Source organism: Ferruginibacter sp. (assembly GCF_049840995.1).
Lineage (GTDB): Bacteria > Bacteroidota > Bacteroidia > Chitinophagales > Chitinophagaceae > Ferruginibacter.
Map to the genome: position 1 here is coordinate 689,381 of NZ_JASGIP010000008.1, position 25,687 is coordinate 715,067.

Genomic DNA, 25,687 nt, shown 5'->3' on the forward strand with positions numbered 1-25,687 from the left:
GTGTAATTCGCTCTAATTCGTGTAATAAGCTTAGACTTCCACCATTTTATACTTAGGCACCAGGCGCTTCATGATAAACCATGCGATAAGATATACTACTGCACAAATTATAAATATGATGAAATACCCTGCCGGTTTTCCGGTAAAACCTAAAAAGCTCATATTGGTTTCCTTGGCATAATCAAAAAGTTTACCGCTTCCTTTATTGATGATGAACGAACCCAAACCTCCCGCCATACCACCAATGCCGGTAATAGTACCCACTGCATATTTAGGAAACATATCACTCACGGTAGAAAATATATTCGCACTCCAGCTTTGATGTGCCGCACCTGCTATACCAATAATGATCATCGGCAACCATATACTCGTACTGCCCGATGGCTGCGCCAGTAAAACTAATAACGGGAAGAATGCGAAAATCAGCATGGCTTTCATTCTGCCATTGTAAGGGTTCATCATCTTTTTTGTAACGAAAAAAGTAGGCAACCATCCGCCGATCAAACTCAACATAGTGATGGTGTACAAAACAGTAAGATAAGGCGCTGCATCAATGCCCGATAATCCATATACATCTTTAAGGTAAGCCGGCGTCCAGAAAAGATAGAACCACCATACACCATCCGTCATAAATTTACCCACCGCAAAAGCCCAGGTTTGCTTATACTTAAATGCCTGCACCAGCGATAATTTTTTCCCCGTGTCTACAGCTTTTACTTCCGTAACATCATCCTGCTGTATATAGGCCAATTCCTCTTTACTTACCTTAGGATGAAGATGTGGTTTTTTATACATGGCCTGCCAGAAGAACATCCATAAAAAGCCCGAGGCGCCGATGATGATAAAGGTCATTTCCCAGCCAAGATCTTCTGCTATATAAGGAATGGTCAATGGCGCCAGCATAGCACCAATAGTAGCACCCGAATTAAAAATGCTGGTGGCAAAGCCACGGTCTTTTTTAGGAAAAAACTCTGCCGTTGTTTTTATGGCCGCAGGAAAATTACCCGACTCACCTATTGCAAGCACTATTCTTGCTATAATAAAAAATGCCACACTTGTATTCAGTACCTTAGAAACATCTGTTACTGTTTTAAGATTTTCTTTCGCGGTTTCAAAACCAACAAACCAGGTACCTTTCAATACGCCGGATGTAGCAATACCGCAATAGGCATGCAACAAAGCGCCAATACTCCAGAAGAAAATGGCATACATAAACCCTTTCTTAGTATCGATCCAGTCAACAAATTTGCCTGCGAACAGCATGGAAAAAGCATATACCAGCGAAAAAATAGAAGTAATATCCCCGTAGGAAGAATCTGTCCAATGAAATTCCGGTACTATATGATCTTTCCAGGTAAGCGAAAGTACCTGCCGGTCTAAATAATTGATAGTGGTTGCAACAAATAAAAGTGTACAGATCTGCCAGCGGTAATTGCCAATCTTTTCTTTAAGCATAATCGTTTTTTAAAAAAATAAAGCCATCCGTATAAAACAAATGGCCTGTAAGATATAATTATTTCCTGGCTTCCTTAATTAAATCGAAGCATTGCTTGATCTTCGATTCCAGTGTAGCGTAATCCTTTTCTTCCATGATCTTTTTAGTGATGAGCTTGCTGCCCATACCCACCGCACATACACCCGCCGTGAACCATGCTGATAAATTACCGAGGTCAAGATCCACGCCACCAGTCGGCATGAATTTTAAATTACGGAACACTTCTTTGATCGCTGCCATAAAATCGGGGCCCAGGATATTGCCCGGGAATAATTTGATCAGCTGCACACCATTGTTCTCTGCTGCAATGATCTCGCTGGGCGTCATACAACCCGGGGCATAGAAAATACCGGTTTGATTGGCCAGGTCGGCAACACCCTGTTCGTAACCGGGGCCAATTAAAAAATCAGCGCCTGCATCAATAAATGCCTGTGCATCTTTGGTATTTTTAATGGTGCCGATACCCAGGCTCATACCCGGTAATTCAGCATCCCTTACCGCCTTCATGGCTTTAAAATTATTCAGCGCATCATCGCCGCGGTTGGTATATTCCAGCGAGCGCACACCGCATTTGTATAAGGTCTTCATCAGGTCAATACTCACCTGTGTATCCTTGTTGAAGTATAAAGGCAAAAAACCCTGTTCAATGATCCCGTCGAGGATCTCTTTTTTACTGGCCATTTAGAATTTATTTTGAACGGTGAAAATACCAACAAATTCGCAATGATATGCAGAAACTTGGAAATAGTATTTACGCAAACGTTTCCGTAAAATAACTGGCAAATAAGATCGCTAAATTGTTGTTGGTTAAGCAATTTATGACCATCTTTGGCCTCTACTTATTTATTTTTTTAACCTTGATTTAATATTTTAACGATGCCTAAAAAAGTTGTTACGCTTGGAGAAATTATGTTGCGCTTATCAACCCCCGATTACAAACGTTTTGTGCAAGCCGATACGTTTGATGTTACTTACGGTGGTGGTGAAGCTAACGTTGCTGCTGCTATCTGTAATTATGGTGAGAACGGCACTTTTGTAACCAAAGTTCCCAATAACCCGATCGGGCAGTCAGCCATCAACCATTTACGCCGTTATGGTGTGGATACACAATATATTGCCCGCGGTGGCGACAGGCTGGGTATTTACTTTTTAGAAACCGGCGCTTCCATGAGGGCATCGCAGGTGGTGTACGACCGTGCAGGTGCATCCATTGCAGATGTAGACGCCAGCGAATTTGATTTTGATAAGATATTAGCCGGCGCTGACTGGTTCCATACCACCGGTATCACGCCTGCATTGAGTGATAAAGCTGCTGCATTAACTATGGCGGCATTAAAAGCAGCCAAAGCAAAAGGCATTACCACCAGCATTGATCTTAACTACCGTAAAAAATTATGGAGTAAAGAAAAAGCACAGAAAGTAATGACCGAATTGTGCCAGTACGTGGATGTATGTATCGGTAACGAAGAAGATGCAGAAACCTGCCTTGGATTTAAAGCGGCGCACAGCGACGTAACAAAAGGCGAACTGAACCTGGATGGATACAAAGATGTGTTCAAACAGATGCAGGCAAAATTCAATTTTAAATTCATCGCATCATCACTGCGGGAAAGCTATAGCGCCAGCGATAATGGCTGGAGTGCGCTGGTATACGACGGGAAAGATTTCCATCACACCAAAAAATACAATGTACGTATCATTGATCGTGTAGGCAGTGGCGATAGTTTTGCCAGCGGCCTGATCTATGGTCTTGTAACAGGTATGAGCACTGCCGATGCAGCTGAATTCGGCGTAGCCGCATCTGCATTAAAGCACACCATCCCCGGCGATCTGAACCACGCTACTTTAAGCGATGTAAAAGAGCTGATGAAGGGCGATGGCAGCGGACGTGTACAGCGTTAAGCCCCCTCCGCCCCCTAAAGGGGGAACCGGGTTTCACGAATAGTACCGACTTTTAACTTCTCCAACATTTTCTTATAGAAAGCTGTTGAAGAAAATTATAAACTTTAAAATTAAGTTCCCCTTTAGGGGACAGGGGTATGATAATAGACACACTCGACAACGCCTCCAAATACACCAGCCTCCACCCGCTGTTTGCAAAGGCATTTGAATACATCAAAAGCGCCGACCTGGCCGGTATGGAAATAGGCAAATATGATATTGCCGAAGGATTAAAAGCCATCTATTCCGAAAAAGAAGGTATGAGCGCAGCGGAATCCATTGCAAAATTTGAATGTCATGACAAGAACATCGACATACAATTGTGTATTAAAGGTAAAGAGACCATTGGCTGGAAACCACGCAACAACTGCACGGCGCCTAAAGGCGAATACAATCCCGAAAAGGATGTGAGCTTTTTTAATGATGTGCCGGATATGTATTTTCAATTAACGAACAACCAGTTTGCCATTTTCTATCCCGAAGATGTGCATGCACCCATGATCGCGGTGGACGACCACCCGATACGGAAACTGGTGATCAAAGTAAAAATATGATTTTAAAAACGCCTTCATCAGTGAAGGCGTTTTTGTTATTCAACAGGTAATAATAACAGATGAGAATATCCAAATGGTCGATCTATTTTATTGGGACGGTGATCATACTATCACTCTTTACTTTACCCAGGTTCATTTGGCTTTCCCGTTCTGTTAAAATAAAAGCAGTAGTAATTTATACAGCAGAAACCAGGTCCTTACGCACAACACAAACCTATCCCGTTTTCCAGTTTTATGCCAATGGCGAACGCATTACCTGGCCGGGCAATTACAACCTGCCTTATACCAGGAATGATTCTGTTATGCTGAGGTATAACCCTGCCGATGAGCTGGATGTAAAGATCGACAGCTTTGAAGGCAAATGGCTCGATAAAATAATGTGGCTGGCTCCACTCCTGTTTGTGTGGACGGTCTTTTTTATCCCCAAAGATTTTAAACCCGCCATTGTTTATAGCGAGGGTAAGTTCCGGATATCATTTTCGTAAAATAAGATCTACCTTCAGCAGACCGTTATATAAACTGCAGCTTCTCTTCCTCAATATCCAAATGCCTTAAATGCTTGCGCACAATATCTTCATCCAGGCTTCCTTCTGCAATATTTTTATCGTGTAGCCATTTACGTTGGTGATTGATCACATCCAGGTAAATGGCCTTGCTTTCTTCTGCCAGCAGCACTTCATCGGGTAATTGCGTGGCCTCCCATTTACTCACCATCTGTTGCAATGCGGGATGCGATTCAATGGCCTCGCTGTAATGATCTTTCAGGTATTGCAGGGCCTGCTGCGCCAATTGCTTGCGGATGCTGTGGTACATATCATCTTCCGGCGACTCATCATCATAATCACTCAGGTCCATCCTTTTTATAAGGGAAGGCAGCGTTAAACCCTGCACCAGTAAAGTAAGCAGTATCACCACAAAAGTGATGAACAAAATAAGATTGCGTTGCGGGAAGGGTGTGGCATTTTCCAGGTGTTCCGGTATGGACAAAGCCGCAGCCAGCGATACCACGCCCCGCATACCCGTCCACCCCAGCACCAGCGGTACTTTTAAACCCGGGTTGCGTGTATCGGCCACCGTTATAAAGTTGCGCATGATAAGCGTGACCACCACGGCGCCGTAGGCAGATAAGATGCGGCCCACGATCAGCACGCCGGTGATCAATACACCATACCAGATAGCGGTGGACAAACTCACATCACCCAATCCCGCCGTGATCTCCGGCAGCGCCAGCCCAATCAGCATAAACACCCAGCCGTTCAGCACAAAACAAAAACTCTCCCAAACATTGATGCCCCGCAATCGGGACGCACTGCTTAAAAAACGATGGTTATTATTAGCCAGCATCAGTCCTCCGCTCACCACGGCCAGCACGCCGGAGCTGTGCGCTTCTTCCGCGGCCAGGTACATCAGGTAAGGCGCCACTACCGACAGTACAATATCCATATTGGCATCGGTGGGCAGGTACTTATGTGCTTTCATAAAAATAAAACCCACCAGCAAACCAATGCCCACACCACCTACCAGCATCCAGCAAAAACTCAATGCTGCCTGGTGCCACACAAACTGGCCTGTTGCTACAGCTATCAAAGCAAAGCGGAAAATGAGTAGCGAAGAAGCATCATTCAGCAGGCTCTCCCCTTCCAATATAGAAGACATGCGCTTGGGCACTTTTACAAATTTTAAAATAGCGCTTGCACTCACCGCATCGGGTGGCGAAACAATGCCGCCCAATAAAAAACCCAGCGCCAGCGAAAAACCCGGTATAAAATAATTGGCTACAAAGGCCACCGACATCGCCGTTAAAAAAACCACCACAAAGGCAAAACTGGTGATGATGCGCCGCCACTTCCACATCTCTTTCCACGATACGCCCCATGCCGCTTCGTACAGCAAAGGCGGTAAAAAAATAAAAAAGATCAGCTCCGGGTCGATATGCATCACCGGTATGCCGGGGATAAAACTGATGAGCAGCCCTGCCACCACCAGCAGTACCGGGTAAGCCACTTTTATTTTATCCGCCAGCATAATAATAAGTACGATGGCGATAATTAAACTAAGGTAAAAGGGAAAGTGATCGAGCATGGGGGTGTTTGGTTTTGATAAAGGTAAAAGATTTTAGTATACCGGAAAGTTTCAGCAGACGACTAACTCCAGGCTAAAGAATAAACAATGAATTTTTGTATCTTTAATGAGTAATAGCGTCAGGCTAACGGAACACAGAAAACAACTGTAAATTTTCCTACCCTAACGAGGTCATCAATGTTTTAATACTGGTACCAATTTCAAAATGAAACTATTTTTGGAAATAATGTTTCGACAAACCTGGATACTCTTTATCCTGGTTACAGTTATCAATGGGCTTATTCTTAAATCAAGGTCAAAAGGATACATATCAGTAAACCCAAAATTGCAGGATGGTTATAATAAACTTTTTAAAGGCTGGTTATTATATGGCAACATTCCCTGGATAATAATAGGGATCGGCAATCTTACCGGGCTAACAAATAGTATTTTCGATTATATCGCTCCCAGGCAAATGAGCCCAATTGTCTTGATCTTTCACTTAACAATAATAATTCTATGGATATTAAGTGTAAGATGGATCTATTTCCGGAATGGCGCTGAGTTTCTCGAACAGCATCCGGGATTATTAAGAAATATGCCAACAGCTAAAACAATAAAATTAACCTATCCACTAATGTTATTGGGTGGGATTATAGGGATGATCATAATGTGGGTTAAAAATCCGAACATTCTACCCATGTAAATAAAAACTGGAAGCTGCCATTAAGAATACTGAGATATAAATTCCTGTCACAACTTTTACTTCATAATAATACAATAAAAATGACGAAGCGGCAAAAAATAAAAGAATATAACGCGATGTTGCAGAAATACTGTGACAAAAAATCGTTCGTCAAATTTTATAGAACTGTTTGCGGCGAGGAAGAAAATCTATCCGGGTTCATCCTGGGACTTTCCAAAAATTTCCTGTTTCTGCAACTTGGTTATGACTTTATGCTCGATGGGTTTGCAATAATCAGAATAAACGACTTTGATAGCATCAGGCATTCGAGCTTTGAGCGCACACAACGAAAAATATTTAAAAGTGAGGGATTATTAGACAACGGTTTTGGTTTTGACAAGCCATTGCCATTGACAAGCTGGGCTGACATTTTCAGAACTTTGAAGAAATACGATTACCACGCCATCGTTGAAAACATTCACAAAGACTATCTTGATTTCTGGATTGGTGAAATTAAAAGTGTAACGGATAAAAGCGTTTCAATTCACAATTACAATCCAGACGGAGTGCTTTATGACAAACCAACTAAAATTAAATTCGACACAATAAGCATTATAAAGTTCGGCGACATGTATTCTACGACTTTCAGAAAGTATTTAAAGACAAAATAAACTATTATCAACAAATTATGAGCTCCAGACTGGCGAAAAAGCATCAGCTTTTGTACATAACTTCAATATTATATTTGCAACCGGCAAATGATCGCCAGCAACAATACCACGTACTTTAAAATTAATCAATCAACATGAAAATAATCGCTTTATTATTATTCCCAATTTTAAGTTTCGGGCAAATTAAGCTCGACAAAACCATTGCTTTATTCGACAACAAAGTGGAGCTCCTTGCGCCCAGGGAATTATCCAATATGTCAGACGAAAAGTGGACTTTAAAATATCACAACACACCAAAACCCGAGCTTGCGCTTACAGATGAAAACTTAGAGATAAATCTTTTGGTAAACTTAACGCAACAACCGGCAACCGAAAGCCAAATAGCGGCCTATAAAGATTTTCGTATCGCCAATTTGAAGAAAACACGAACAGACATAAAAATTTTGGGAGACGGAGTTAAGACGGTGAATGGAAAAAGTATTGGCTTTATTAAGTTCTCATCGCAGGCGATCGACCAGGGCATTTTTAACTTTTATTTCTTTACAGTCTTTAACGGCAAAATTTTACTATTTACTTTTAACTGCATTGAGAAACTTCAAAAAGACTGGGAAAAGGCTGCCGACGAAATTTTAAATTCTTTAAAGATAAAGTAGCATCACTCCAGGCAACATTGAGTTGATGCGATCCAATTGCCCTTTCTCAAAATGCAATTGCCGCAATTTACCCTGATATTGTCGCTGCATCACTTGACAAAGCCCTGTTTCAGTTGGATATTTGTTATAATTATGTAACCAAAATTGTACAACACGATGAAAAACATATCCCGGTTCAGTAATTCGCTTGTAGCGATCTTTATCACTGCAATCTCGCTCTTTACAGCATCGCAGTCAATTGCACAAAAGCTTAAACCATCCAGCAGTGGCTATGCCCCGGTCAATGGCATTAAAGTTTATTATGAAGTATACGGCAAAGGAAAACCGATCGTTTTGCTGCATGGCGCTTTTTACACCATCGAAATGAACTGGGCGGAATTGATCCCTGAATTATCAAAGACGCGGAAAGTGATCGCCATCGAAATGCAGGGACATGGACACAGCCCTTATGCCGATAGGAAAATGGACATTGTAACACTGGCAAGCGATGTGGAACAGGTGATGAATTACTTAAAGGTTGATAGTGCAGATGTTGCCGGCTATAGCATGGGTGGTTCTGTAGCCTACCAGTTCGCGGTACAATTTCCGAAGCGGTTAAAAAAACTGGTGATCATTTCTTCTACATATAAAAGCAGTGGCTGGTTGTCTGTAGTAAACGATGCCTTCAAAGATTTTAAGCCTGAATTTTTTGATAACACCCCTTTAAAAACGGGATACGAAGCGGTGGCGCCGGACAAAACCAAATGGAGGAGTTTTTTAGACAAGATGATCACTTTTGCAGGAGAATCATTCAATGTTGGAGATAGTAATATTGCGCATATCGCATTGCCGGTATTACTAATTGCAGGCGATAACGATGGCCTGGATAAAGTTGAACTGATGAAGACCTACCAGTTGCTGGGCGGTGGTATTGTTGCAGACATGGCGCCCATGCCCAAATCGCAACTGGCCATCGTTCCATCGCAGGGGCATGTGAGCCTGATGATGCAAACGAAAACTATTTTAGGTTACTTAAATGGCTTTTTGAAATAGAGCTGGATATATTTGTTATTGAAGCGCACCAGGCCTATAAGATATGATGAATCGGCTTTTGTTCATAACTTTAACAAAATATCGATCCAGGTAGATTCGATCAACAGCATTTATCGGCGGAAAACCGGATGTTTTCTTGTACCATTACCTGGCATTCGAAGTTCTCCCGGGTAAAGCAAATAACAAAACGACCATTATGAAAATCCCAACCATACAAGGAATTATTGACAGGCGGATTTTAGTGAACTTTACTGCCGACCCGGAAATTGCCCGGAAGATTGTTCCCGCTCCATTCAGACCAAAGACTTACGAGGGTAAAGCAATTGTTGGTATTTGCCTGATCAGGCTTAAAGAAATCAGGCCCAAAGGATTCCCTGGTTTCATTGGTATTGGCTCCGAAAATGGAGCTCATAGAATAGCAGTTGAATGGACCAGGAATGGAGTAACTAAGGAAGGTGTTTATATTCCACGTCGCGACACTTCATCAACATTTAATACACTTGCAGGTGGACGAATATTTCCGGGCCGGCATTATCATGCAAAATTTGACGTTAAAGAAGGAAATGGATCTTATCATATTGCTTTTAAAAGTTCAGACGGTACAACCATTTCTATTGACGGAGAAGAAACTGCGACTTTAAACCCAAACTCGATCTTTAAAACACTCGACACGGCTTCAAAGTTTTTTGAAAACGGGGCTATTGGCTATTCACCTAATGGAGATAAGTTTGACAGGCTTGACCTGGAAGCTTTTAATTGGCAGGCAAGACCATTAAAAGTAAAATCTGTTCATTCGAGTTTTTTTGAGAATGAAAATCTCTTCCCCAAAGGTTCAGTTCAGTTTGACAATGCCCTTATTATGACTCAAATAAAACATGAATGGCATTCAATGGGGCAAAAAAACCTCTTCCTGTAACGTGGCATTTTATGCAAGGGAGATATAGCATTTCAAAAACTTCACCGAAGCCATGCAGGCAAAAGCTTTTCCTGCTTTTGCGCAGCTGGCAGCAGAACAAAGAGTTTTTGTATCTTTAAGCTGCCTGCAGACCGGTGAGCAGTGGAGCAGATCATACCGCCACAAATTACCCCGCCGCTGTTGCAGCGTCCATATTTTAAACCTTATGCGTTACTTTAAACCGCTACTGCCTTCTCTGAATTTAATTTTGACAACTACAAAATTGTCCTTTCTTCTTATTCTTGTAGTAACAGGTACAGGTTGTAAAGAACAAAAGCAAAATAATGGTGCCGAAAAAGCCCCTGCTGATACAACAGCATTGGCACAACTGGAATTAAAAGACAGTGCATTGTTGACACATATCAAAGGGCAGTTTTATAAAAGCAGGTCGGGACAGTTGTTTGAAAAAACATTTGCCGATCGGGATGTGAAAGGAGTATGCACTTTAGTAGTGGAACAATATTTTAATGGAAAACTGCCACAGGAAATAGACCCTGTTAGTTTTGAGCAGCTGGATGGCTGGTTTGCAAAGGATAAGAACTTTGCCTATTACTACCGGCCAACCAGCGGGGGAATGCTATGCGTAAAATTAGACAGTGCCGACAGTAAAACATTCCAGCTCATATCCGGGCAATACCTCTATGCCGTAGACAACAAACATGTATTTAAAGAAATGGATATCTTAGACAATATTGACCCGCAAAAAATGAAGATCACGAAAGATAAAGAAGGCAAAATAACAACCATTCAAAGCGGTCAGGCGATCTACACAGCGAACTAAAGTCGTCGCCCCTGGTTCGTGTCTCATGGACCATTTCTCCGCCGCCGTCTTGGTTTTAACAAACAGCGTATCTTCTTCACCGCCATCTTGGCTCCGACAAACGGCGCATCTTCTTAAACCCCATTTTAACTAAAATTTTATTACTCTCCTGCAATCGTAACAATTAAAAACATTAACTTTAATTGATACCATTTCATAACCTATAATAACAATTGTATGAGAATCTTCGTACTGCTTGTATTCCTGCTGCCACTTGCTGCAGCCGCACAATCAAAAACTGATTATAAAAATGCGATGGCAAAATTTCAAAAATTCTATAACGCAGGGCGTGGGGATAGTATCAATGCCATGTTTGGGCATGGTTGGGATGAGATGAAGTCCACCAAAGCTTTATGGACAAATGAGGACATTACTACCTATCTTGGAAAATATGGCCAAATAAAGTCATTCAGATTTATCGGCATTGACGATACAGACCCGAATAAAGTATATGTTTTTGAAACCATTTTCAGCAAAGGTGGAGCAAAGACAACCAGCCTGACGCTCGACAAAGAGTATGCACTCGATACTTTTCGCTTCATAACAACTTCAGACAGAATTGAGGAGTTGGTAAAGCAAAATAAAAAAGGGCGATAAGTTCTTCGCCTTCCCCAACGTATTTAAAAGTTAGATTCAGAAACTCTTACCGGTTGTATCTATAAGCATGTTATTCAATCATTCTTATGAGCAAATGAATCAATTCAATCCTAATTTACTACAACCGCATAGCGGAAGATTAGATACAATAATCTTTCAAAATTCTTATTTAGAAATCCCGGAAACTTTATTCTACACAATTCAAATTGATTTAAAAGAAATCTTTTTGGCAGATCAAGCGATTGAAACTTCGATTATATTGAATTTTATCAGGCTTAATATTAACAGGTTAAAAGAGCTTGAAAATAAAGTTTTTGAATTTCCCGTAAATCCGGATGAAGGATATATTGACGGCTCGATACTTCTATTTGACGTTCACAATCCTTTTGACGTTAAGAAAATTGAATTTAGCGATAGTGATCACGGTTCTATAGACGCTACCTTACATTTTGACATTGATTTTGAATATGAGGATACTGGCTATGAAAAATTAAGTGATTACAAGTTGAAAGTAAATCTTAGTTATGGGTATCTTTCATTTGATGAAGAAATGATGGCAAAAGAAAATTTCACTTCAGATGATATCAAAAGCAAGGTCTCAAAATTTGCCTCATTAGATGATTACGAGGAACCGGAAATTTCTTTTGGGCAAATACTGCTGAAAATGCGGCCACACTAGCTTCGCCGCCGTCTTGACTTTTACAAACGGCGTATTTTCTTCACCTCGGTCTCTGCACTTTTTACTAACTTCAAACAATGACCAAACCCGTCATCATAATCCCGTTTCTTTTATAGATGTTCAAAAAATAAAATTCAAATAATGGCAAAAGAAAACCTCCTTAGAATGGACAATGTTGGCATAGTGGTACAATCGCTTGACAATGCCATTACTTTTTTCCAGGAACTGGGCTTGCAACTGGAAGGAAGAGCAATGATAGAAGGTGAATGGGCGGGCAGGGTAACAGGAATCCGTGATCAATCCGTGGAGATAGCGATGATGGTAACCCCGGATGGATACAGCCGGCTGGAGCTATCAAGATTCATTGCCCCGGAAGTGATAGCAGATCATCGCAATGCACCTGTGAATGCGTTGGGATATTTACGGGTGATGTTTGCAGTAGCCGACCTCAATGATACGCTGGAACGATTGTATAAACTGGGTGCTGAACTGGTGGACGAAGTAGTAAATTACCAGGACGTTTATAAACTATGTTATATCCGCGGACCGGAAGGCATTTTGATAGGGCTTGCGGAACCGTTGAAATGAAAATAAATAATCCAGAAGAAGGTATTAATATTATCCATCTTGAAAAATTTATTGTTACTGATACTCTGTTTAGCGTGGGCAGGCAATGGCATTTGTCAAATTGAGCCAGGCAAAACAATCCTGGCTACCAGGCTTTACAGCGAAATAAAAACCTATAAACAAATAGAGCACCAGTTCATTGGTTGCTTTGGTCACCCTTCGCTTTTATATAAGAAAATTGACAGCCTGAGGTTATCACTGGGGAAAGAAGCTTTTATACAGTATTTTGACAGCGCTTCTTATGTATTAAAATACCAGGTTTACTTTTCTATTCTTATAAAAAATGATTCCGTAGCATTTGAGAAACTTAAAAATAATATCAACGATACAACAAAAATTGAATTTACTGATTCCTGGAACGGAGTAATGAAATTCAACGAATTGTTAGCGGGTCAATATTTGGGTTTTATCAAAGCAAAATATCTGGAGGGATTACGCGGCACACACCAGGGGCAACCCTATTATTTTGAAAGAAAAGATATAAGAAAATGGATGACCAAAAGTGCCGACTTTTACGCTTTTATAACTGAAAAAGGGCTGGATAAAAATCAGGTCGAATATTACAGCCGTTGATAATTATGTCATTCAATGGCGTCTCCGCCGGCGTCTGGCCTTTGGCCAACGCCGTACATACCTCTTCACAATTTCAATCCACCCAGCAGAAATAACTTTCAATTTTAGTTCATAACTTCAGCAATACATTTTCAAACACGCTTTCTCAAAAACAATCATAAAAGCAACACGATATGAGAAAAATAATTTCCTTCATGCACATATCATTAGATGGTTTTGTAGCAGGCCCTAACGGAGAATTGAACTGGGCCAAAGTTGATGAAGAACTTTTTGAACACGTGGGCAAACGCATAAGAAAAGGTGACACTTCATTATACGGCCGTGTGACCTACCAGATGATGGAAAGTTACTGGCCCACTGCAGGCACCAGTCCGAATGCGACTAAACATGAAGTAGAACATGGCGCCTGGTACAGTAAGGTGCACAAAATAGTTTTATCACAAACACTGCACCAGGAAGGCCTGACCAATACAACGATCATCAGTGATAACTTATCTGGAAAAATCAATGCAATAAAAAACTCCGGAGATGGTGAAGATATCCTTGTTTTTGGCAGCCCCTCAGCAACGCATTCACTGATGCAGCAAAATCTAATCGACGGCTATTGGTTATTCCTCAACCCAATCCTGTTGGGCCAGGGCATCCCTTTGTTTACCGGCGTACAGGAAAAAGCAAACCTGAAACTGTTGAACTCGCAGCAATTTAGTTCGGGCGTAGTTGAACTGAATTATATAGTGGACAGAGAACAATAACAACCCACCGTGGTCCGTATCTCACGGACCACTCTCCGCCGCCGTCTTGGCTTTGACAAACGGCGTACTCGCTTCGCCACCGCCTGATCTCTACCCAACCCCTTTACTTAAAGCCAAAAAGCTCCTGCTTTAAAAGCCGCATCCCCCTACCATACTCCGTAAATACTTCGTGTATGCTTCATAGATACCTCGTAGATACGCCCTACTTACAGCGATTATAAAAGATAGTTATCATAATCATGCCCCGGACATATTCCGCTCATCCTTCGGACTTCGTTCGGATACGCTTCGGACTGTAAACGGATAAAAATGATCCATAAAGTGATTAAAAAATAGGGCTACTTCATCGCTGGTGCGCTCCTCTCCTCCCCTATCTTCGCCGGTGTCTGGCTCCTGGCCTACACCGTACTCCCCCGCCCCTCTCAACAAACAAATTCGGCCCTTAAAACAAACTCCCTCACTTTACTGCGTTCTAGTTTTGTGCCAACAAATCAAATTAAAACAATGGAACAAAACAATTACAACGGCGCATTACAACAACCCCTAGGTTCGGGTTTTACTGCAGCCACCACCACCAACGAAGTGATCAAAGGCATCGACCTTACAGGCAAAACTGTTATTGTAACCGGCGGTTATGCCGGCATCGGGCTGGAGACCACTAAAACATTATCTCGTGCAGGCGCCACCGTTATCATACCTGCAAGGGATATTAAAAAAGCGATGCAGAATATCGATGGTATTGCCAACACTACGGTAGAAGCAATGGACTTAATGGCCCCCGCTTCTATAGACGCTTTTGCAGCTAAATTCATAGCGACAGGCAAAGCATTGCACCTGCTCATCAACAATGCAGGCATTATGTGGGTGCCTTTGCAACGGAACCAACGCGGTTACGAGTCGCAGCTGGCCACCAATCATCTCGGGCATTTTCAGCTTACGGCAAGGCTGTGGCCGGCATTGAAAAAAGCAGGCAATGCAAGAGTGGTCAATCTTTCTTCTTATGGTCACCATATTGCGCCTTTCAATTTTGAAGACCCCAATTTTACAGCAAGGCCTTACGAAACACTACAGGGATATGGTCAGGCTAAGACCGCCAATAATTTATTTACCGTGGAGCTGGATGAACGCGGCAGGCATTTTGGTATAAGGGCCTATGCAGTACATCCCGGCTCCGTACTCGGTACCGACCTGGGGAGGGTGGCGCCGATGGAATTATTTCAGCAGATGGGCACGCATGATGCTGATGGCAATATTTTTCCGGAAGTGGCCAAACGATTAAAGAATGTAGCGCAGGGCGCCGCCACCAGTATATGGTGTGCCACCAGTACACAGCTCGATCATATCGGTGGCGTGTATTGCGAAGACGCAGATATCGCTGCGTTGGACAAGGGCAATATTGAACACCGATTTGACGATCCTGCAACTTTAAAAGGGGTACAGCCTTACTCGGTTGATGAGAATAACGCAAAACAATTGTGGCAATTGAGTGAAGCCATGACCGGTGTAACATTTCCTGCCAATTGATGCAGCAACCCGCTTTATCTTTTAAATTTGAACTATGGAATTCACGACTCAATACATCAGCCCGGATATTAAATTGTCCTGCTACGAGGATAAACTGTTTAAGACCGAGCTGATGTTTGATCATCACATGCTCATCTGGTTCATCTCTGGTGAGACCAAGATCATACAGGCCGATGCTGAATATATTTTTAAGGCCGGTGATATTTTTCTCATTCCCCGCAACCAGCTCACCACGGTGATCAATTATCCCAAAGATGGACTACCACATAAAACAGTGGCCATGCATTTAACGATGGAAAGGCTGAAACAATTTTATAGCGGTATAGATGTAGTGCACAAACATATTGCATCAAAGATCCGCCGCTTCAGTGATCACCCCTTACTGGAAAGTTGCTTTACATCATTGCTGCCCTATTTTGACATGAAGGATACATTTCCTGCTGATATAGCCGCATTAAAGATCACCGAAGCCATCAGCATATTACGGTTGATCGATAAGGACATCGACACTGTGCTGGCCAATTTTGAAGAGCCGGGAAAAATAGACCTGGTGAGTTTTATGGAAAAGAATTTTATGTTCAACATGCCGATGGAAAAGATCGGTTACCTTACCGGCCGCAGCCTCACTACGTTTAAGAGGGATTTTAAAAAAGCCTTTAATACCACGCCACAAAAATGGCTCACGCAAAAACGCCTGGAGCTGGCCCATTACCAGTTTGCCGAAAAAAAGAAAAAGCCCATTGAAGTATATTATGAAGTGGGTTTTGAGAACCTCTCCCATTTTTCCTATGCTTTTAAAAAACATTTTGGATATTCGCCTTCGGAAGCAGCAGGGCAAAAAACAGGTCGTTAAGAAAGTATCACCATTTTGAATTATATTCGGTTATTATTATCCGCTATACATCAAAAAGATGGCCTTATTCTTAAAAACATATCTTACCCGTTCCTGCATTGTAGTGTTGTTCATTCTTTTTGTTTCCAACTCCGTAAAAGCGCAGACAGAACCCGTGGAACCGTACGAATACGACAGCATTTTAAAAGGCGGCTACCATATCAGTTTTAAGATGGATGACAGCCTTGAGTATTTATACTTAAAACAAAAGCACAGAATAATAACAGAACTATCTTCCTGCTCCAGGGGTTTGCCTTATAAAGGATTGGGCTACCTGGCTGCAGACTTTACCGGTTATTTCGTACTGGTGCATTCTTTTAGTGGCGGCAACCCAACTAATATTGAGTTGATAGAGAAGAAGACCGGTAAAAATATTTTGCCGTTAAGTGCGGCGTGGATAGATGATGTTGAGAATAAGCAGATGTTATTGTATTGTGAGCAAGATGTTCCCAGTGAAAAAGACAGGATGATATTATACAATGTACAGACTGGCAAAAAAGAAGCCTTCCCTTTTCCCAAAGCAATATTCAGCGAACCGCAGGTGCTGAACAGAATCAGCATAAAAAGTTTAACTGCAACTGCTTTAACCATCAGCTACGATTCAGAAAAAGGAACAAAAACCAAAACCTATCACCGCTCCTAAATAATCCATGGCTCTGAATGAAACCTAAAAACATTATAACTTTAATAGTCACAGTGTTAATTGTATTGGTTGCATTAAGCATCGGGGCCTGTCACCGGAACGATTTTATTTCTGTATTAAGATGTACTGAACAGAATAATAAACTCTATGTGTCGATGGACAGCATTACCATTGAACCTGATTTTTATGTAGAAAAGTCAGGCACCGTAGTAGCTGTGGTAGATTTCGAAAACCTGAAAGACAGCATGGTGTTGCAAAACCTATCAGTAACAGTCCGTAACACAGATAAAACAGGTCAACCAATTGAACCCGATCATATTTCAACAGTTGTTCATCCTGTTACAATAAGCGGAGGTGATCTTGAACATTTTGAAACCAATACCTTTAAAGAACTTTCTTTACAGCAAAGAACCATTACCGTTGGAGGATCCCCATACAATAACATCAGGTTTTATTTTGACATCCCTCAATTCGATAAAGCAAATTTTTATACTTTTAAAATAAGCGGTCGGTTACTGTATCATAATCAATGGTATTCATTTGAAAAAGAAATTAAAACAATACGTAAAGAAGAATATCATCCTTACCGCATGATGACATAATAAAAAATATTTGAATGAAAATAATATTTATTTTTTTTGCATTCCTATCGCTGAAAGCAGATACACTGCAAGCAACAGTTGATTCTGCTGTATTAAAACATTTCCGTCACATTGTACAATTGATCCGTTCAGGTAATGCAGCAGCATTATCCAAAAAGGTGGAGTATCCCATAAAGCGCAGTAACCCCTTGCCTGATATTCAAAATGCCAAACAATTCATTGCGTATTATCCCACTTTGTTTGACAGCGCTTTTAAAGAGCTGGTGAAACAATACCACGACAGTATTGTTTTTGAACACCATGATCTTTATGGCCTGGTGGGTGGCGGATTCATCGGGGAAATATGGATCAATGAAGAAGGGAAGATCGTAACCGTCAATTACAGTTCACAAAAAGAACAAAGCAATAAACAACAACTGGACGCAAAGATCAAAAGAGCCATCTATCCCGGCATCAATACCTGGGATGATAATGTGCTGGTGGCCCGTTCGGAAAAATTACTGTTGCGGATAGACAGAACTGCCAAAGGTTTGCGGTATGTATGCTGGAGCAAGGGGCAACCCACGAATGAGAAACCAGATATCATTTTATACAACGGCGTGGAAGAACAGCAGGGCACCATGGGCGGCTGGACTTATACTTTTCAAAACGATGGCTGGACCTATATTATAGAGGATGCAGCCATTTGTGATGACCCTAAAAACTGCGGCCTCTTTTTACAATTGCTTTTTGATGAAAAGGTTAAAAGCAATATCAAATTGAAAGAGATAAAACAATAAGCTGATGAGATTATCAAGGCCGCCATCCATTATTCTTTCCGTAATCACTATCGGCGCCATAGAAGATACTTATATAACGTTCACTAAAGAAAAAGCCGCTACTGACACAAAGGTCATATCGGTCATCTTCTGCGTACTGCTGCTGGGCTTGACCATCGTTTTATGGCTTAGAAAAAACCGCAACAATGTCAACTGAGATATAAAATGTATTTTTAAAATAATTCTTACCACCCATTACCGGCATGAACAAAAACACTATACCCACAATAATCTTTGGTTTTTTAACTTATGGAGCAGCGCAGGAAACCTTCCGCATCTTTACTTCGGACGCTCCTGATATTGCCCGGGACAGATCGGGCCTGAGTATTATGGGGCTGGTATTTACCGGTTTATTTTTAGCCACTACCATTTATTTCCTGCTTAAGAAGCCAAAGCAATAGCGCATTATAACTTTTCTTTAAGACCGTTTTGTAGCAGATATTTTTATCTTAGGAGAATAACCCTCCGCAATGCAACCTGCTTTTAAGATCATTGTTCTTATTTTATTAAGCGCAGCAATTTTTTGTTCCTGTAAGCAAAACAATCGGAAAGAACAATCTATTGCATTCAGGGATTCGGTATTGAGAGAGTATATAACTATAATGGATTCTGTAGGAAGGCAGGATAAGACGATATCTTTTTTTGACAGTACAGATGATAAATACAGGGTATTAAAGGCATTTTATTACAACGATTCTCCTTTCCTGGCATACCTGAAAAAGAGAATAGAATTACGCAGTGAATACAAATACCCCGACAACCCTTTATACCAACTGCATTATCCCCTTTTAAAAGAAATTGTCGCGGAAGAAGCATACCAATTCGATTACTCGTCAACATTTTGTGATCATAATTATGTTATCACAATAGCAAAAAAGGGAGACAGCATCGGGCTGCATGCGGTTGTATTCAGTTTAAAAAACTCCGTGATGGGCAATACTGAAATAGTATTGACAAAAGAGATTGATAAAAAGCTCACACAGCATAATTGGGAGCAATTCAGCAACGCAATGGAATATGCTGACTTTTGGGGTTTGGTACCGTATAAAGAAGCCATCATTTATGATGGCAGCCCTTTGAAAGTACAAGGCATTACCCGTAATCATTTTGATATGCACATCACAAATACCCAAACCGTAAAACGTATATCTGAAGAGAACACAGCCCTCTTTACCGCATTTAAGATCGCTATGCAACTCGCCAACCTTAAAAACGATTGTGAAAAATAACAGCCTCCAGCATTATTAATTATTAATTATCAATTACTTTTCCCCCACTCCTTTCTCCTTCATTAGTTTATAGATCGCTTCTTCGTCTACTGGTGACTGTGGTGTCAAATTTTCCGCCCCGGTTGCAGTGATAACGATCGTATCTTCCAGGCGCAGGTGCAATTTCTTTGCTTTATCTTCAATGATAGGCTCTACATTAAATACCGTACCCTTTACAAATGGCTTGGTATAATCGCCCACATCATGTACGGACATGCCTACAAAATGCCCGATACCACCGGGATACAGGCTACCATAACCATGTTTTTCATACACCTGTTTGCAGATATCTTCCAATTCTTTTAAATATACACCGGGTTTCATGGCAGCGATAATGGCGGCCCTGGCTTCTTTCAGGCAGGCATAGTATTTCAACTGGTCGGCAGTGAATTTGCCCGATACCGGCCAGGTACGGGTAATATCCGTCATGTAATAATTCAGTTCGGGAGCATAGTCTATCAGCAATACCGTGCCTTCTTCTAAAATATGATTGTTGGCATTATAATGCCAGTCCAGCCCTCTTTCGCCGGAAGCAGCAATGGGGAAATAAGCCGGGAAAGAAGCGCCATTATTGTTGTACACAAAATCGCAGGCGGCCACCGTTTGATATTCGTATATGCCTGGCCGTGTTACCCGTATTGCTTCATCAATACCCAGGCAACCGATACGGCCGCATTCCCGTATCACCGCAATTTCCTTATCATCCTTTACCCAGCGCATATCATCCAGTATGGGAGAAATATTTTTTATTGTAAGCGTTGGAAAACGTTCTTTCAGTTTGTTATAAAAATTGGTTTCCTTACTTACCCTTCCATCCCATGGATCGTTGAGCCTCCTTGCATTCTGTTGCATGCTGCGGTCGCGGCACATCTCCTGCATTTCTTCCGGCGTAAATGAAATATACACCGGCGCATCCCTGTAAGTAAGTCCCTGCAACATACCCGTAAATCTCGCTTTGGAGATCACCGCATCAAATTTATATTCCTTTGCAGCAGAGTCGCCTGCTTTGATACGTGCCTCGGGCTTAATATCATTGTACACTTCATCCGGCACCAGCAATGTTGATCTTTTTCTTTTTCCATCAATGATCATTACTGCATCCGGTGTTTCCACTCCACTCAGGTAATAGAAATTATTATCCTGGCGAAACTTGATATAGCCTTCCGGCATCGAAGCGCCCTGCAATACGGCCACACCGTCACCTATCTTTTCCATCACCCGCTTGCGGCGCTCATTAAAATCATCTGCAGAAAAGTATTTCCACATGGTTTGCGAAAAAGCAGTTTGTAAAGAGAAAATACTGGTAAACACAAGCAATAAGGTGGTAGTGCGTATCATAACAGGTTGATTTTAGTGCATCAATGATAATGAATTATCACTTAATTAAGAACAGTAATTTTACAGGTGGATAAACTTCCCTGTTTTTGCTATGATTACCGTTAAGAAAATTGTACTTTACCCGCTGAATAAAGTAGTACCGCCGCTTACTAAGTCATAAACTCCTACCTGCAAATTGCATTGTAATTTTAAAAGGTCTGTCATTTAACACCTTAAAACTAACACACCATGAAAAAAGCGGTCCTTGTGATCTTCGACCGGTTTACTGATGTAGATGTTTTTTTGCCCTGGGACCTGTTGAACAGGATCAAATACCGGGAACCAGATTTTACTGTAAAGCTGGTAGGTACAGCAGCATCGCACCGCTCTTCCAGCGGTATTGATATTGCCACACAGGGATCAATAGAAGAATGCAATAGCGCAGACCTGGTTTTCTTTGCAAGTGGCATCGGCACCAGGGAACTGATAAAGGATGATACTTACCTTAAGCGCTTTCAACTGGATCCGCAAAAGCAACTGATCTGCTCCATGTGTTCCGGCGCATTGATCATTGCAGCGCTCGGGCATTTACAGGGCTTGTCGGCCACCACCTATCCCACTGCCTTTGAAAAATTACGTTATTACGGAGTGGAGGTGATAGAAGATAAACACTTGGTGACAGAAGGCAATATTGCCACTGCGGCAGGCTGCCTTGCAGCAGTGGACCTGGTAGGTTGGGCGATAGAAAAAATGTACTACAGCAAATTGAAAGAGGATATCATTGCATCGGTATTGCCTGTTGGCCAGGGACAATCCTGTATCTATTAAAACAATTGCAGTGTAGTAGTATTATTCTTTTAAAAATAATTCCACAGTAGCGTTCTTATTAAAATTACTGGAAAGCCTTACTTCGTATCTTTTTGTTTTAGTGGTCACGATCATCAATGCGGTACAGGGAGGGATACTGCCCAGGCTTTCGGCTACCATGCGCAGGTGTGCAATTGGATTGATCCTTTTATCGAGACTTACATAGATCGTCAACGGTTTGGCGGTGATCATTTTTTTATTGATCAACTGTTTCTCTTCCAGGTATACAGAAACAGAATCCCCATCAATATCACCATTATCATACACATCTATTTTGATGGAATCTTTTTCGGAAGGATCAATTTCAAGCAGCGATTGTATATCGGTTTGCCGCTCGCTGATCTTGGCAGGCAATATTACAGGTGATGTTTTTATTTGTGGTACTTCTTTGGCAACCGGTTTATCCGGAATAGTAACCACCGGCGCTACCGGTTTATTTACAACAGGTTTATCTTTTACAGGTGGTTTATTTGCTATTACCGGCTTTTTTTCAACAGGCTTTACTTCCGGCACCACGATCTTTTCTTCTATCTTTTTACGCAACCACACGCTTACATTGCTGGTACAGCCTTTTATATTGGGTACCCAGTAACCGTATTGAAACAGGTAATTGTTTTCTTTACTCAAACTCATCATATAAGTGCCCAGGCAATTGCCATAGATACCGAGGTCAACCGCGATAGTGCTTGCTTCCCTGAACACCAGTAAAGAATCTTTTTTATCGTACCAGCCGATCATTTTATAATGCTCGTACTTATTACCCCTGTAATAAAGATGGGTGACACCGGTAAATAAAGAATCTTTGAAATCATAGATCTCTACCACCAGCTTGGGTTGGCCAAGATCAAATTCATCCAGCAGGAATTTTCCTTCCCAGGTACCATTGATATTGTTTTGGGAAAAACAGGCCGGGGCAACGGCAAACAGCAACAATACAATCAACAGGCGCTTCAGCATCATGACGAACAATTAAGTAAACCGGTTTTCATTACTTATTCAAGGTACAGTATTTTCCGTACCTGCAAATATAATTACTGTTGTATAATTGCTAAAGCTGCCTGGCCGGCAGTTTGCGTAATGAAGAACCATAAAAAAGTATATTTTTGAATACCGCATTATTATAAAAACAGTCACATGAAAAAAGAATACTGGGATGTAAGCGACGAGCAGGTAGTTGAAAAGACCGGCAAAAAGATCGCTGAATGGATCAAAATACTGGACAAGTTAGGCGCTGCCACAAAAAAATCGAACGACGTGGTGACACACCTGCAAACAGAATACAATGTGCCCCGTTACTGGGCACGTACATTGACCACACATTATTTAAAATCGAAAGCATGATCTCTGCATCGCTCTTCAAAAACAAACGCTTCGTTATGAAAACAGGATACCTGCTGCTGCTATTGGCCTGCCTCTCTTTTACAAAACCGCTGCAACACAACAGTGATAATGGAAAGAATACGATCCTTACCGGCGCCGATCAAACAGAAAAATATTTTGAGTACCTTAAAAACAAACGTGTAGCCATTCTGGCAAATCCCACCACCATCATTGGCAAAAAGCATTGGGTGGACAGTATGGCAAAAAGAGGTATCAATGTTGTAAAAGTATTTGGACCCGAACATGGTTTTCGCGGCAATGCAAGCAATGGCACAGTTGTAAAGGATGAAAAGGATGCTGCCACCGGCATAAAGATCGTTTCATTATACGGCGCAAAACGCAAACCCTCTGCCGAAGACCTTGCCGATGTGGATGTGATGATATTCGATATACAGGATGTAGGCTGCAGGTTCTATACTTACATCAATGTATTGAAGGAAGTAATGGAATCATGTGCAGAGAACAAAAAGGAACTGATGATACTGGACCGGCCGAATCCTAATGGTTACCTGGTGGATGGCCCGATCCTCGACATGAAACTTGTTTCCGGCATCGGCAGGTTCCCCATCCCTATTGCACATGGCATGACCATTGCCGAATTTGCACAAATGATCAATGGAGAAGGCTGGCTGCCCAATAAAATGAAATGCAAATTAAAGATCATCAAAGTGGCCAACTATACTCACGATATGGCATACACGCTACCGGTAAACCCTTCCCCCAATTTAAATACGCAACAGGGCATCCTGCTCTATCCTTCCACCTGTTTGTTTGAAGGCACGATACTGAACCATGGTCGTGGTACTTATTTTCCTTTTACTATTTTGGGGGCGCCCGCTTTAAAAGGCATCTATGATTTTTCCTTTACGCCTGTAAGCTTACCCGGCATGAGTGAATCTCCGTTGCACATGAACGAACTTTGTTATGGCATCGACCTGCGCAATTATGATATCGAACAATTAAGGAAAAGCAAACGCATCAACCTGCAATGGATGCTGGACCTTTACAAAGCTTATCCATTTAAAGACAAATTTTTCGACAGAAGCGTGAGTGCACAGATCGGTAACATTGATTTCTTATCCGGCGACAGCGAATTCAAGAAACAGGTGATCGCCGGAAAGACCGCACAGGAAATACAGGCCAGCTGGGAACCGGCTTTATCGAAATACAAACAAATGCGCAAGAAATACCTGTTGTATCCATAGACCATTTAATAGTTTCAACAATGCTTTATCCATCTATTGCCGAACGGTTGCAAACACAGCACCTCGCTATTGAAAATATCATACAGCCATTATCCAATGAACGTTTACAACTGCGGCCACAGCCCGGCAAATGGAATATCCATGATAATATGGCGCACCTGGGCAGCTATCAGCCGGTTTTTATTGGCCGCATGCAACAGATACTGGATAATGATACACCTGCATTTAGCCGTTATAAGGCAGACGAAGATACCGAATTCATGCGCTGGCAAAAAATGGATGTTGTTACATTGATCCAGCAAATGGCTGAGGACAGGAAAAATATCCATGCTTTTTTACTGAGCTTATCAACGGAGCAACTCAACAGAACAGGGAAACATGCTAAATACGGAACGCTGAGCATCGTGCAATGGACAGAGTTCTTCCTGCTGCATGAGGCGCATCATATCTTTACTATTTTTCAGCTGGCCAATGATGTGGACCTGAAATAGCTCACCGTCATTATTAAATCATTTACCAACAACCAGATAAAATATGAAATCCTGTATTATAATTTTTATTTCGGCACTCTTTTTTAACGCAGCTTGCGCCCAAACAGAAATAACGCCGGAACTGATACAAAAACTTAAAAAAGATATTGAACTGCAGGTGCCGGCTTTAAAGAAAAAACTGGAAAAACAAAAGACCGGAGATGTGGAGATAGAATTCATTGTTGATACTTTCAGAATAGAAAAACTGATGGAGAAATGTGTTGCACTGAACTATGCCGATTTCAGTATGCGGGATGCAGGGTATAAAGCCGCAGAAGGTTACGACAGCTTACTGAATAAATACTATAAAAAACTGATGGCCGTTTTAAAAGGCGATGATAAAAAGGTATTGCAACAGGCGCAGAAGAACTGGCTGGCTTTCCGGGATAGTGAGACCAACCTGGTGGAAACCATCAGTAAAGATGAATACTCCGGCGGTGGCACCATGCAGCAACTCTCAGAAGCATCCATGTACCTCGATCTTATCAAAAGCAGGGTATTCGCATTATTCAGTCACTATACAAGGGCCGCACAGATCTACTAAAT

Annotated in this window: 31 protein-coding genes; 26 read left to right on the forward strand and 5 right to left on the reverse strand. The window is 41.7% G+C overall.

Annotated features, from left to right (window positions below):
- Positions 1-30: 30 nt before the first annotated feature.
- Complete coding sequence (locus QM738_RS23865) at positions 31-1,455, reverse strand: MFS transporter (protein ID WP_462279281.1); 1,425 nt, start codon at positions 1,453-1,455, stop codon at positions 31-33.
- A 58-nt stretch (positions 1,456-1,513) separates the two neighbouring features.
- Entirely contained in the window at positions 1,514-2,176 is a 663-nt protein-coding gene (locus tag QM738_RS23870; protein ID WP_462279282.1) for a bifunctional 4-hydroxy-2-oxoglutarate aldolase/2-dehydro-3-deoxy-phosphogluconate aldolase, read from the reverse strand.
- Positions 2,177-2,371: 195 nt separating this feature from the next.
- On the opposite strand from QM738_RS23870, the gene QM738_RS23875 reads away from it, so the two are divergent.
- The 3 genes from QM738_RS23875 to QM738_RS23885 all read left to right on the forward strand — a co-directional run bounded on the left by QM738_RS23875 (position 2,372) and on the right by QM738_RS23885 (position 4,475).
- Complete coding sequence (locus QM738_RS23875; protein WP_462279283.1) at positions 2,372-3,397, forward strand: PfkB family carbohydrate kinase; 1,026 nt, start codon at positions 2,372-2,374, stop codon at positions 3,395-3,397.
- Positions 3,398-3,534: 137 nt separating this feature from the next.
- The gene (locus tag QM738_RS23880) at positions 3,535-3,990 is read left to right on the forward strand and encodes a NanQ anomerase/TabA/YiaL family protein (RefSeq protein WP_462279284.1); all 456 of its coding nucleotides are present in this window, start codon (positions 3,535-3,537) and stop codon (positions 3,988-3,990) included.
- Between the two features lie 59 nt (positions 3,991-4,049).
- A complete protein-coding gene (locus tag QM738_RS23885) occupies positions 4,050-4,475 on the forward strand; it encodes a DUF3592 domain-containing protein (RefSeq protein ID WP_462279285.1) in 426 nt (141 codons plus the stop codon).
- Between the two features lie 25 nt (positions 4,476-4,500).
- On the opposite strand, the gene QM738_RS23890 is transcribed toward QM738_RS23885, so the two are convergent.
- Positions 4,501-6,072, reverse strand: a complete 1,572-nt coding sequence (locus QM738_RS23890; RefSeq protein WP_462279286.1) for a Na+/H+ antiporter — start codon at positions 6,070-6,072, stop codon at positions 4,501-4,503.
- A 765-nt stretch (positions 6,073-6,837) separates the two neighbouring features.
- Between QM738_RS23890 and QM738_RS23895 the strand changes: the two genes are divergently transcribed.
- The 18 genes from QM738_RS23895 to QM738_RS23980 all read left to right on the forward strand — a co-directional run bounded on the left by QM738_RS23895 (position 6,838) and on the right by QM738_RS23980 (position 19,803).
- The gene (locus QM738_RS23895; protein WP_462279287.1) at positions 6,838-7,407 is read left to right on the forward strand and encodes a hypothetical protein; all 570 of its coding nucleotides are present in this window, start codon (positions 6,838-6,840) and stop codon (positions 7,405-7,407) included.
- Positions 7,408-7,541: 134 nt separating this feature from the next.
- Complete coding sequence (locus tag QM738_RS23900; protein ID WP_462279288.1) at positions 7,542-8,060, forward strand: hypothetical protein; 519 nt, start codon at positions 7,542-7,544, stop codon at positions 8,058-8,060.
- A 156-nt stretch (positions 8,061-8,216) separates the two neighbouring features.
- Positions 8,217-9,092, forward strand: coding sequence for an alpha/beta fold hydrolase (locus tag QM738_RS23905; protein WP_462279289.1), 876 nt, complete (start codon positions 8,217-8,219; stop codon positions 9,090-9,092).
- Positions 9,093-9,288: 196 nt separating this feature from the next.
- Entirely contained in the window at positions 9,289-10,008 is a 720-nt protein-coding gene (locus tag QM738_RS23910; protein WP_462279290.1) for a DUF2071 domain-containing protein, read from the forward strand.
- Positions 10,009-10,255: 247 nt separating this feature from the next.
- Positions 10,256-10,828 (forward strand): hypothetical protein, encoded by a 573-nt coding sequence (locus QM738_RS23915; protein ID WP_462279291.1) that lies wholly within the window; start codon positions 10,256-10,258, stop codon positions 10,826-10,828.
- 216 nt (positions 10,829-11,044) lie between these two features.
- Positions 11,045-11,464 (forward strand): hypothetical protein, encoded by a 420-nt coding sequence (locus QM738_RS23920; RefSeq protein WP_462279292.1) that lies wholly within the window; start codon positions 11,045-11,047, stop codon positions 11,462-11,464.
- Positions 11,465-11,558: 94 nt separating this feature from the next.
- Complete coding sequence (locus QM738_RS23925) at positions 11,559-12,143, forward strand: hypothetical protein (protein WP_462279293.1); 585 nt, start codon at positions 11,559-11,561, stop codon at positions 12,141-12,143.
- A gap of 141 nt (positions 12,144-12,284) precedes the next feature.
- On the forward strand, positions 12,285-12,731 hold the full coding sequence (locus tag QM738_RS23930) for a VOC family protein (protein WP_462279294.1): 447 nt from the start codon (positions 12,285-12,287) through the stop codon (positions 12,729-12,731).
- 39 nt (positions 12,732-12,770) lie between these two features.
- The gene (locus QM738_RS23935) at positions 12,771-13,343 is read left to right on the forward strand and encodes a hypothetical protein (protein ID WP_462279295.1); all 573 of its coding nucleotides are present in this window, start codon (positions 12,771-12,773) and stop codon (positions 13,341-13,343) included.
- A 173-nt stretch (positions 13,344-13,516) separates the two neighbouring features.
- Positions 13,517-14,095, forward strand: a complete 579-nt coding sequence (locus QM738_RS23940; protein WP_462279296.1) for a dihydrofolate reductase family protein — start codon at positions 13,517-13,519, stop codon at positions 14,093-14,095.
- A gap of 504 nt (positions 14,096-14,599) precedes the next feature.
- Positions 14,600-15,619 (forward strand): SDR family NAD(P)-dependent oxidoreductase, encoded by a 1,020-nt coding sequence (locus QM738_RS23945; protein WP_462279297.1) that lies wholly within the window; start codon positions 14,600-14,602, stop codon positions 15,617-15,619.
- Positions 15,620-15,653: 34 nt separating this feature from the next.
- Positions 15,654-16,472: a helix-turn-helix domain-containing protein gene (locus QM738_RS23950; protein WP_462279298.1), complete on the forward strand. Its 819-nt coding sequence runs from the start codon at positions 15,654-15,656 to the stop codon at positions 16,470-16,472.
- Between the two features lie 58 nt (positions 16,473-16,530).
- Positions 16,531-17,154, forward strand: coding sequence for a hypothetical protein (locus tag QM738_RS23955; protein ID WP_462279299.1), 624 nt, complete (start codon positions 16,531-16,533; stop codon positions 17,152-17,154).
- Between the two features lie 17 nt (positions 17,155-17,171).
- Positions 17,172-17,756, forward strand: coding sequence for a hypothetical protein (locus QM738_RS23960; protein WP_462279300.1), 585 nt, complete (start codon positions 17,172-17,174; stop codon positions 17,754-17,756).
- A gap of 14 nt (positions 17,757-17,770) precedes the next feature.
- Positions 17,771-18,535, forward strand: coding sequence for a hypothetical protein (locus QM738_RS23965; protein ID WP_462279301.1), 765 nt, complete (start codon positions 17,771-17,773; stop codon positions 18,533-18,535).
- A gap of 4 nt (positions 18,536-18,539) precedes the next feature.
- The gene (locus QM738_RS23970; RefSeq protein WP_462279302.1) at positions 18,540-18,731 is read left to right on the forward strand and encodes a hypothetical protein; all 192 of its coding nucleotides are present in this window, start codon (positions 18,540-18,542) and stop codon (positions 18,729-18,731) included.
- A 46-nt stretch (positions 18,732-18,777) separates the two neighbouring features.
- Positions 18,778-18,975, forward strand: a complete 198-nt coding sequence (locus QM738_RS23975; RefSeq protein ID WP_462279303.1) for a hypothetical protein — start codon at positions 18,778-18,780, stop codon at positions 18,973-18,975.
- A 69-nt stretch (positions 18,976-19,044) separates the two neighbouring features.
- Positions 19,045-19,803: a hypothetical protein gene (locus QM738_RS23980; RefSeq protein WP_462279304.1), complete on the forward strand. Its 759-nt coding sequence runs from the start codon at positions 19,045-19,047 to the stop codon at positions 19,801-19,803.
- A 33-nt stretch (positions 19,804-19,836) separates the two neighbouring features.
- Here QM738_RS23980 and QM738_RS23985 read toward each other — a convergent pair whose 3' ends face one another.
- Positions 19,837-21,180, reverse strand: coding sequence for an aminopeptidase P N-terminal domain-containing protein (locus tag QM738_RS23985; RefSeq protein ID WP_462279305.1), 1,344 nt, complete (start codon positions 21,178-21,180; stop codon positions 19,837-19,839).
- 228 nt (positions 21,181-21,408) lie between these two features.
- Between QM738_RS23985 and QM738_RS23990 the strand changes: the two genes are divergently transcribed.
- Complete coding sequence (locus QM738_RS23990; protein WP_462279306.1) at positions 21,409-21,987, forward strand: DJ-1/PfpI family protein; 579 nt, start codon at positions 21,409-21,411, stop codon at positions 21,985-21,987.
- A gap of 21 nt (positions 21,988-22,008) precedes the next feature.
- On the opposite strand, the gene QM738_RS23995 is transcribed toward QM738_RS23990, so the two are convergent.
- On the reverse strand, positions 22,009-22,986 hold the full coding sequence (locus tag QM738_RS23995; RefSeq protein ID WP_462279307.1) for a hypothetical protein: 978 nt from the start codon (positions 22,984-22,986) through the stop codon (positions 22,009-22,011).
- A gap of 174 nt (positions 22,987-23,160) precedes the next feature.
- Between QM738_RS23995 and QM738_RS24000 the strand changes: the two genes are divergently transcribed.
- Genes QM738_RS24000 through QM738_RS24015 form a run of 4 tightly spaced genes read left to right on the forward strand, consistent with a single transcriptional unit; the run spans position 23,161 to position 25,685 of the window.
- Complete coding sequence (locus tag QM738_RS24000; RefSeq protein ID WP_462279308.1) at positions 23,161-23,367, forward strand: DUF4287 domain-containing protein; 207 nt, start codon at positions 23,161-23,163, stop codon at positions 23,365-23,367.
- 35 nt (positions 23,368-23,402) lie between these two features.
- On the forward strand, positions 23,403-24,611 hold the full coding sequence (locus QM738_RS24005; RefSeq protein ID WP_462279309.1) for an exo-beta-N-acetylmuramidase NamZ family protein: 1,209 nt from the start codon (positions 23,403-23,405) through the stop codon (positions 24,609-24,611).
- A gap of 20 nt (positions 24,612-24,631) precedes the next feature.
- Positions 24,632-25,102, forward strand: coding sequence for a DinB family protein (locus QM738_RS24010; protein WP_462279310.1), 471 nt, complete (start codon positions 24,632-24,634; stop codon positions 25,100-25,102).
- A 43-nt stretch (positions 25,103-25,145) separates the two neighbouring features.
- Entirely contained in the window at positions 25,146-25,685 is a 540-nt protein-coding gene (locus QM738_RS24015; protein ID WP_462279311.1) for a lysozyme inhibitor LprI family protein, read from the forward strand.
- Positions 25,686-25,687: the final 2 nt, after the last annotated feature.

Coding starts and splice junctions, on each gene's coding strand:
- QM738_RS23980 (WP_462279304.1), top strand. CDS start 19,045: ATGCAACCTGCTTTTAAGATCATTGTTCTTATTTTATTAAGCGCAGCA.
- QM738_RS23905 (WP_462279289.1), top strand. CDS start 8,217: ATGAAAAACATATCCCGGTTCAGTAATTCGCTTGTAGCGATCTTTATC.
- QM738_RS23890 (WP_462279286.1), bottom strand. CDS start 6,072: ATGCTCGATCACTTTCCCTTTTACCTTAGTTTAATTATCGCCATCGTA.
- QM738_RS24000 (WP_462279308.1), top strand. CDS start 23,161: ATGAAAAAAGAATACTGGGATGTAAGCGACGAGCAGGTAGTTGAAAAG.
- QM738_RS23960 (WP_462279300.1), top strand. CDS start 17,172: ATGAAACCTAAAAACATTATAACTTTAATAGTCACAGTGTTAATTGTA.
- QM738_RS23975 (WP_462279303.1), top strand. CDS start 18,778: ATGAACAAAAACACTATACCCACAATAATCTTTGGTTTTTTAACTTAT.
- QM738_RS23920 (WP_462279292.1), top strand. CDS start 11,045: ATGAGAATCTTCGTACTGCTTGTATTCCTGCTGCCACTTGCTGCAGCC.
- QM738_RS23990 (WP_462279306.1), top strand. CDS start 21,409: ATGAAAAAAGCGGTCCTTGTGATCTTCGACCGGTTTACTGATGTAGAT.
- QM738_RS23885 (WP_462279285.1), top strand. CDS start 4,050: ATGAGAATATCCAAATGGTCGATCTATTTTATTGGGACGGTGATCATA.
- QM738_RS23875 (WP_462279283.1), top strand. CDS start 2,372: ATGCCTAAAAAAGTTGTTACGCTTGGAGAAATTATGTTGCGCTTATCA.
- QM738_RS23940 (WP_462279296.1), top strand. CDS start 13,517: ATGAGAAAAATAATTTCCTTCATGCACATATCATTAGATGGTTTTGTA.
- QM738_RS24005 (WP_462279309.1), top strand. CDS start 23,403: ATGAAAACAGGATACCTGCTGCTGCTATTGGCCTGCCTCTCTTTTACA.
- QM738_RS24010 (WP_462279310.1), top strand. CDS start 24,632: ATGCTTTATCCATCTATTGCCGAACGGTTGCAAACACAGCACCTCGCT.
- QM738_RS23955 (WP_462279299.1), top strand. CDS start 16,531: ATGGCCTTATTCTTAAAAACATATCTTACCCGTTCCTGCATTGTAGTG.
- QM738_RS23880 (WP_462279284.1), top strand. CDS start 3,535: ATGATAATAGACACACTCGACAACGCCTCCAAATACACCAGCCTCCAC.
- QM738_RS23870 (WP_462279282.1), bottom strand. CDS start 2,176: ATGGCCAGTAAAAAAGAGATCCTCGACGGGATCATTGAACAGGGTTTT.
- QM738_RS23900 (WP_462279288.1), top strand. CDS start 7,542: ATGAAAATAATCGCTTTATTATTATTCCCAATTTTAAGTTTCGGGCAA.
- QM738_RS23925 (WP_462279293.1), top strand. CDS start 11,559: ATGAATCAATTCAATCCTAATTTACTACAACCGCATAGCGGAAGATTA.
- QM738_RS23970 (WP_462279302.1), top strand. CDS start 18,540: ATGAGATTATCAAGGCCGCCATCCATTATTCTTTCCGTAATCACTATC.
- QM738_RS23910 (WP_462279290.1), top strand. CDS start 9,289: ATGAAAATCCCAACCATACAAGGAATTATTGACAGGCGGATTTTAGTG.
- QM738_RS23965 (WP_462279301.1), top strand. CDS start 17,771: ATGAAAATAATATTTATTTTTTTTGCATTCCTATCGCTGAAAGCAGAT.
- QM738_RS23985 (WP_462279305.1), bottom strand. CDS start 21,180: ATGATACGCACTACCACCTTATTGCTTGTGTTTACCAGTATTTTCTCT.
- QM738_RS23995 (WP_462279307.1), bottom strand. CDS start 22,986: ATGATGCTGAAGCGCCTGTTGATTGTATTGTTGCTGTTTGCCGTTGCC.
- QM738_RS23930 (WP_462279294.1), top strand. CDS start 12,285: ATGGCAAAAGAAAACCTCCTTAGAATGGACAATGTTGGCATAGTGGTA.
- QM738_RS23945 (WP_462279297.1), top strand. CDS start 14,600: ATGGAACAAAACAATTACAACGGCGCATTACAACAACCCCTAGGTTCG.
- QM738_RS23950 (WP_462279298.1), top strand. CDS start 15,654: ATGGAATTCACGACTCAATACATCAGCCCGGATATTAAATTGTCCTGC.
- QM738_RS24015 (WP_462279311.1), top strand. CDS start 25,146: ATGAAATCCTGTATTATAATTTTTATTTCGGCACTCTTTTTTAACGCA.
- QM738_RS23865 (WP_462279281.1), bottom strand. CDS start 1,455: ATGCTTAAAGAAAAGATTGGCAATTACCGCTGGCAGATCTGTACACTT.
- QM738_RS23895 (WP_462279287.1), top strand. CDS start 6,838: ATGACGAAGCGGCAAAAAATAAAAGAATATAACGCGATGTTGCAGAAA.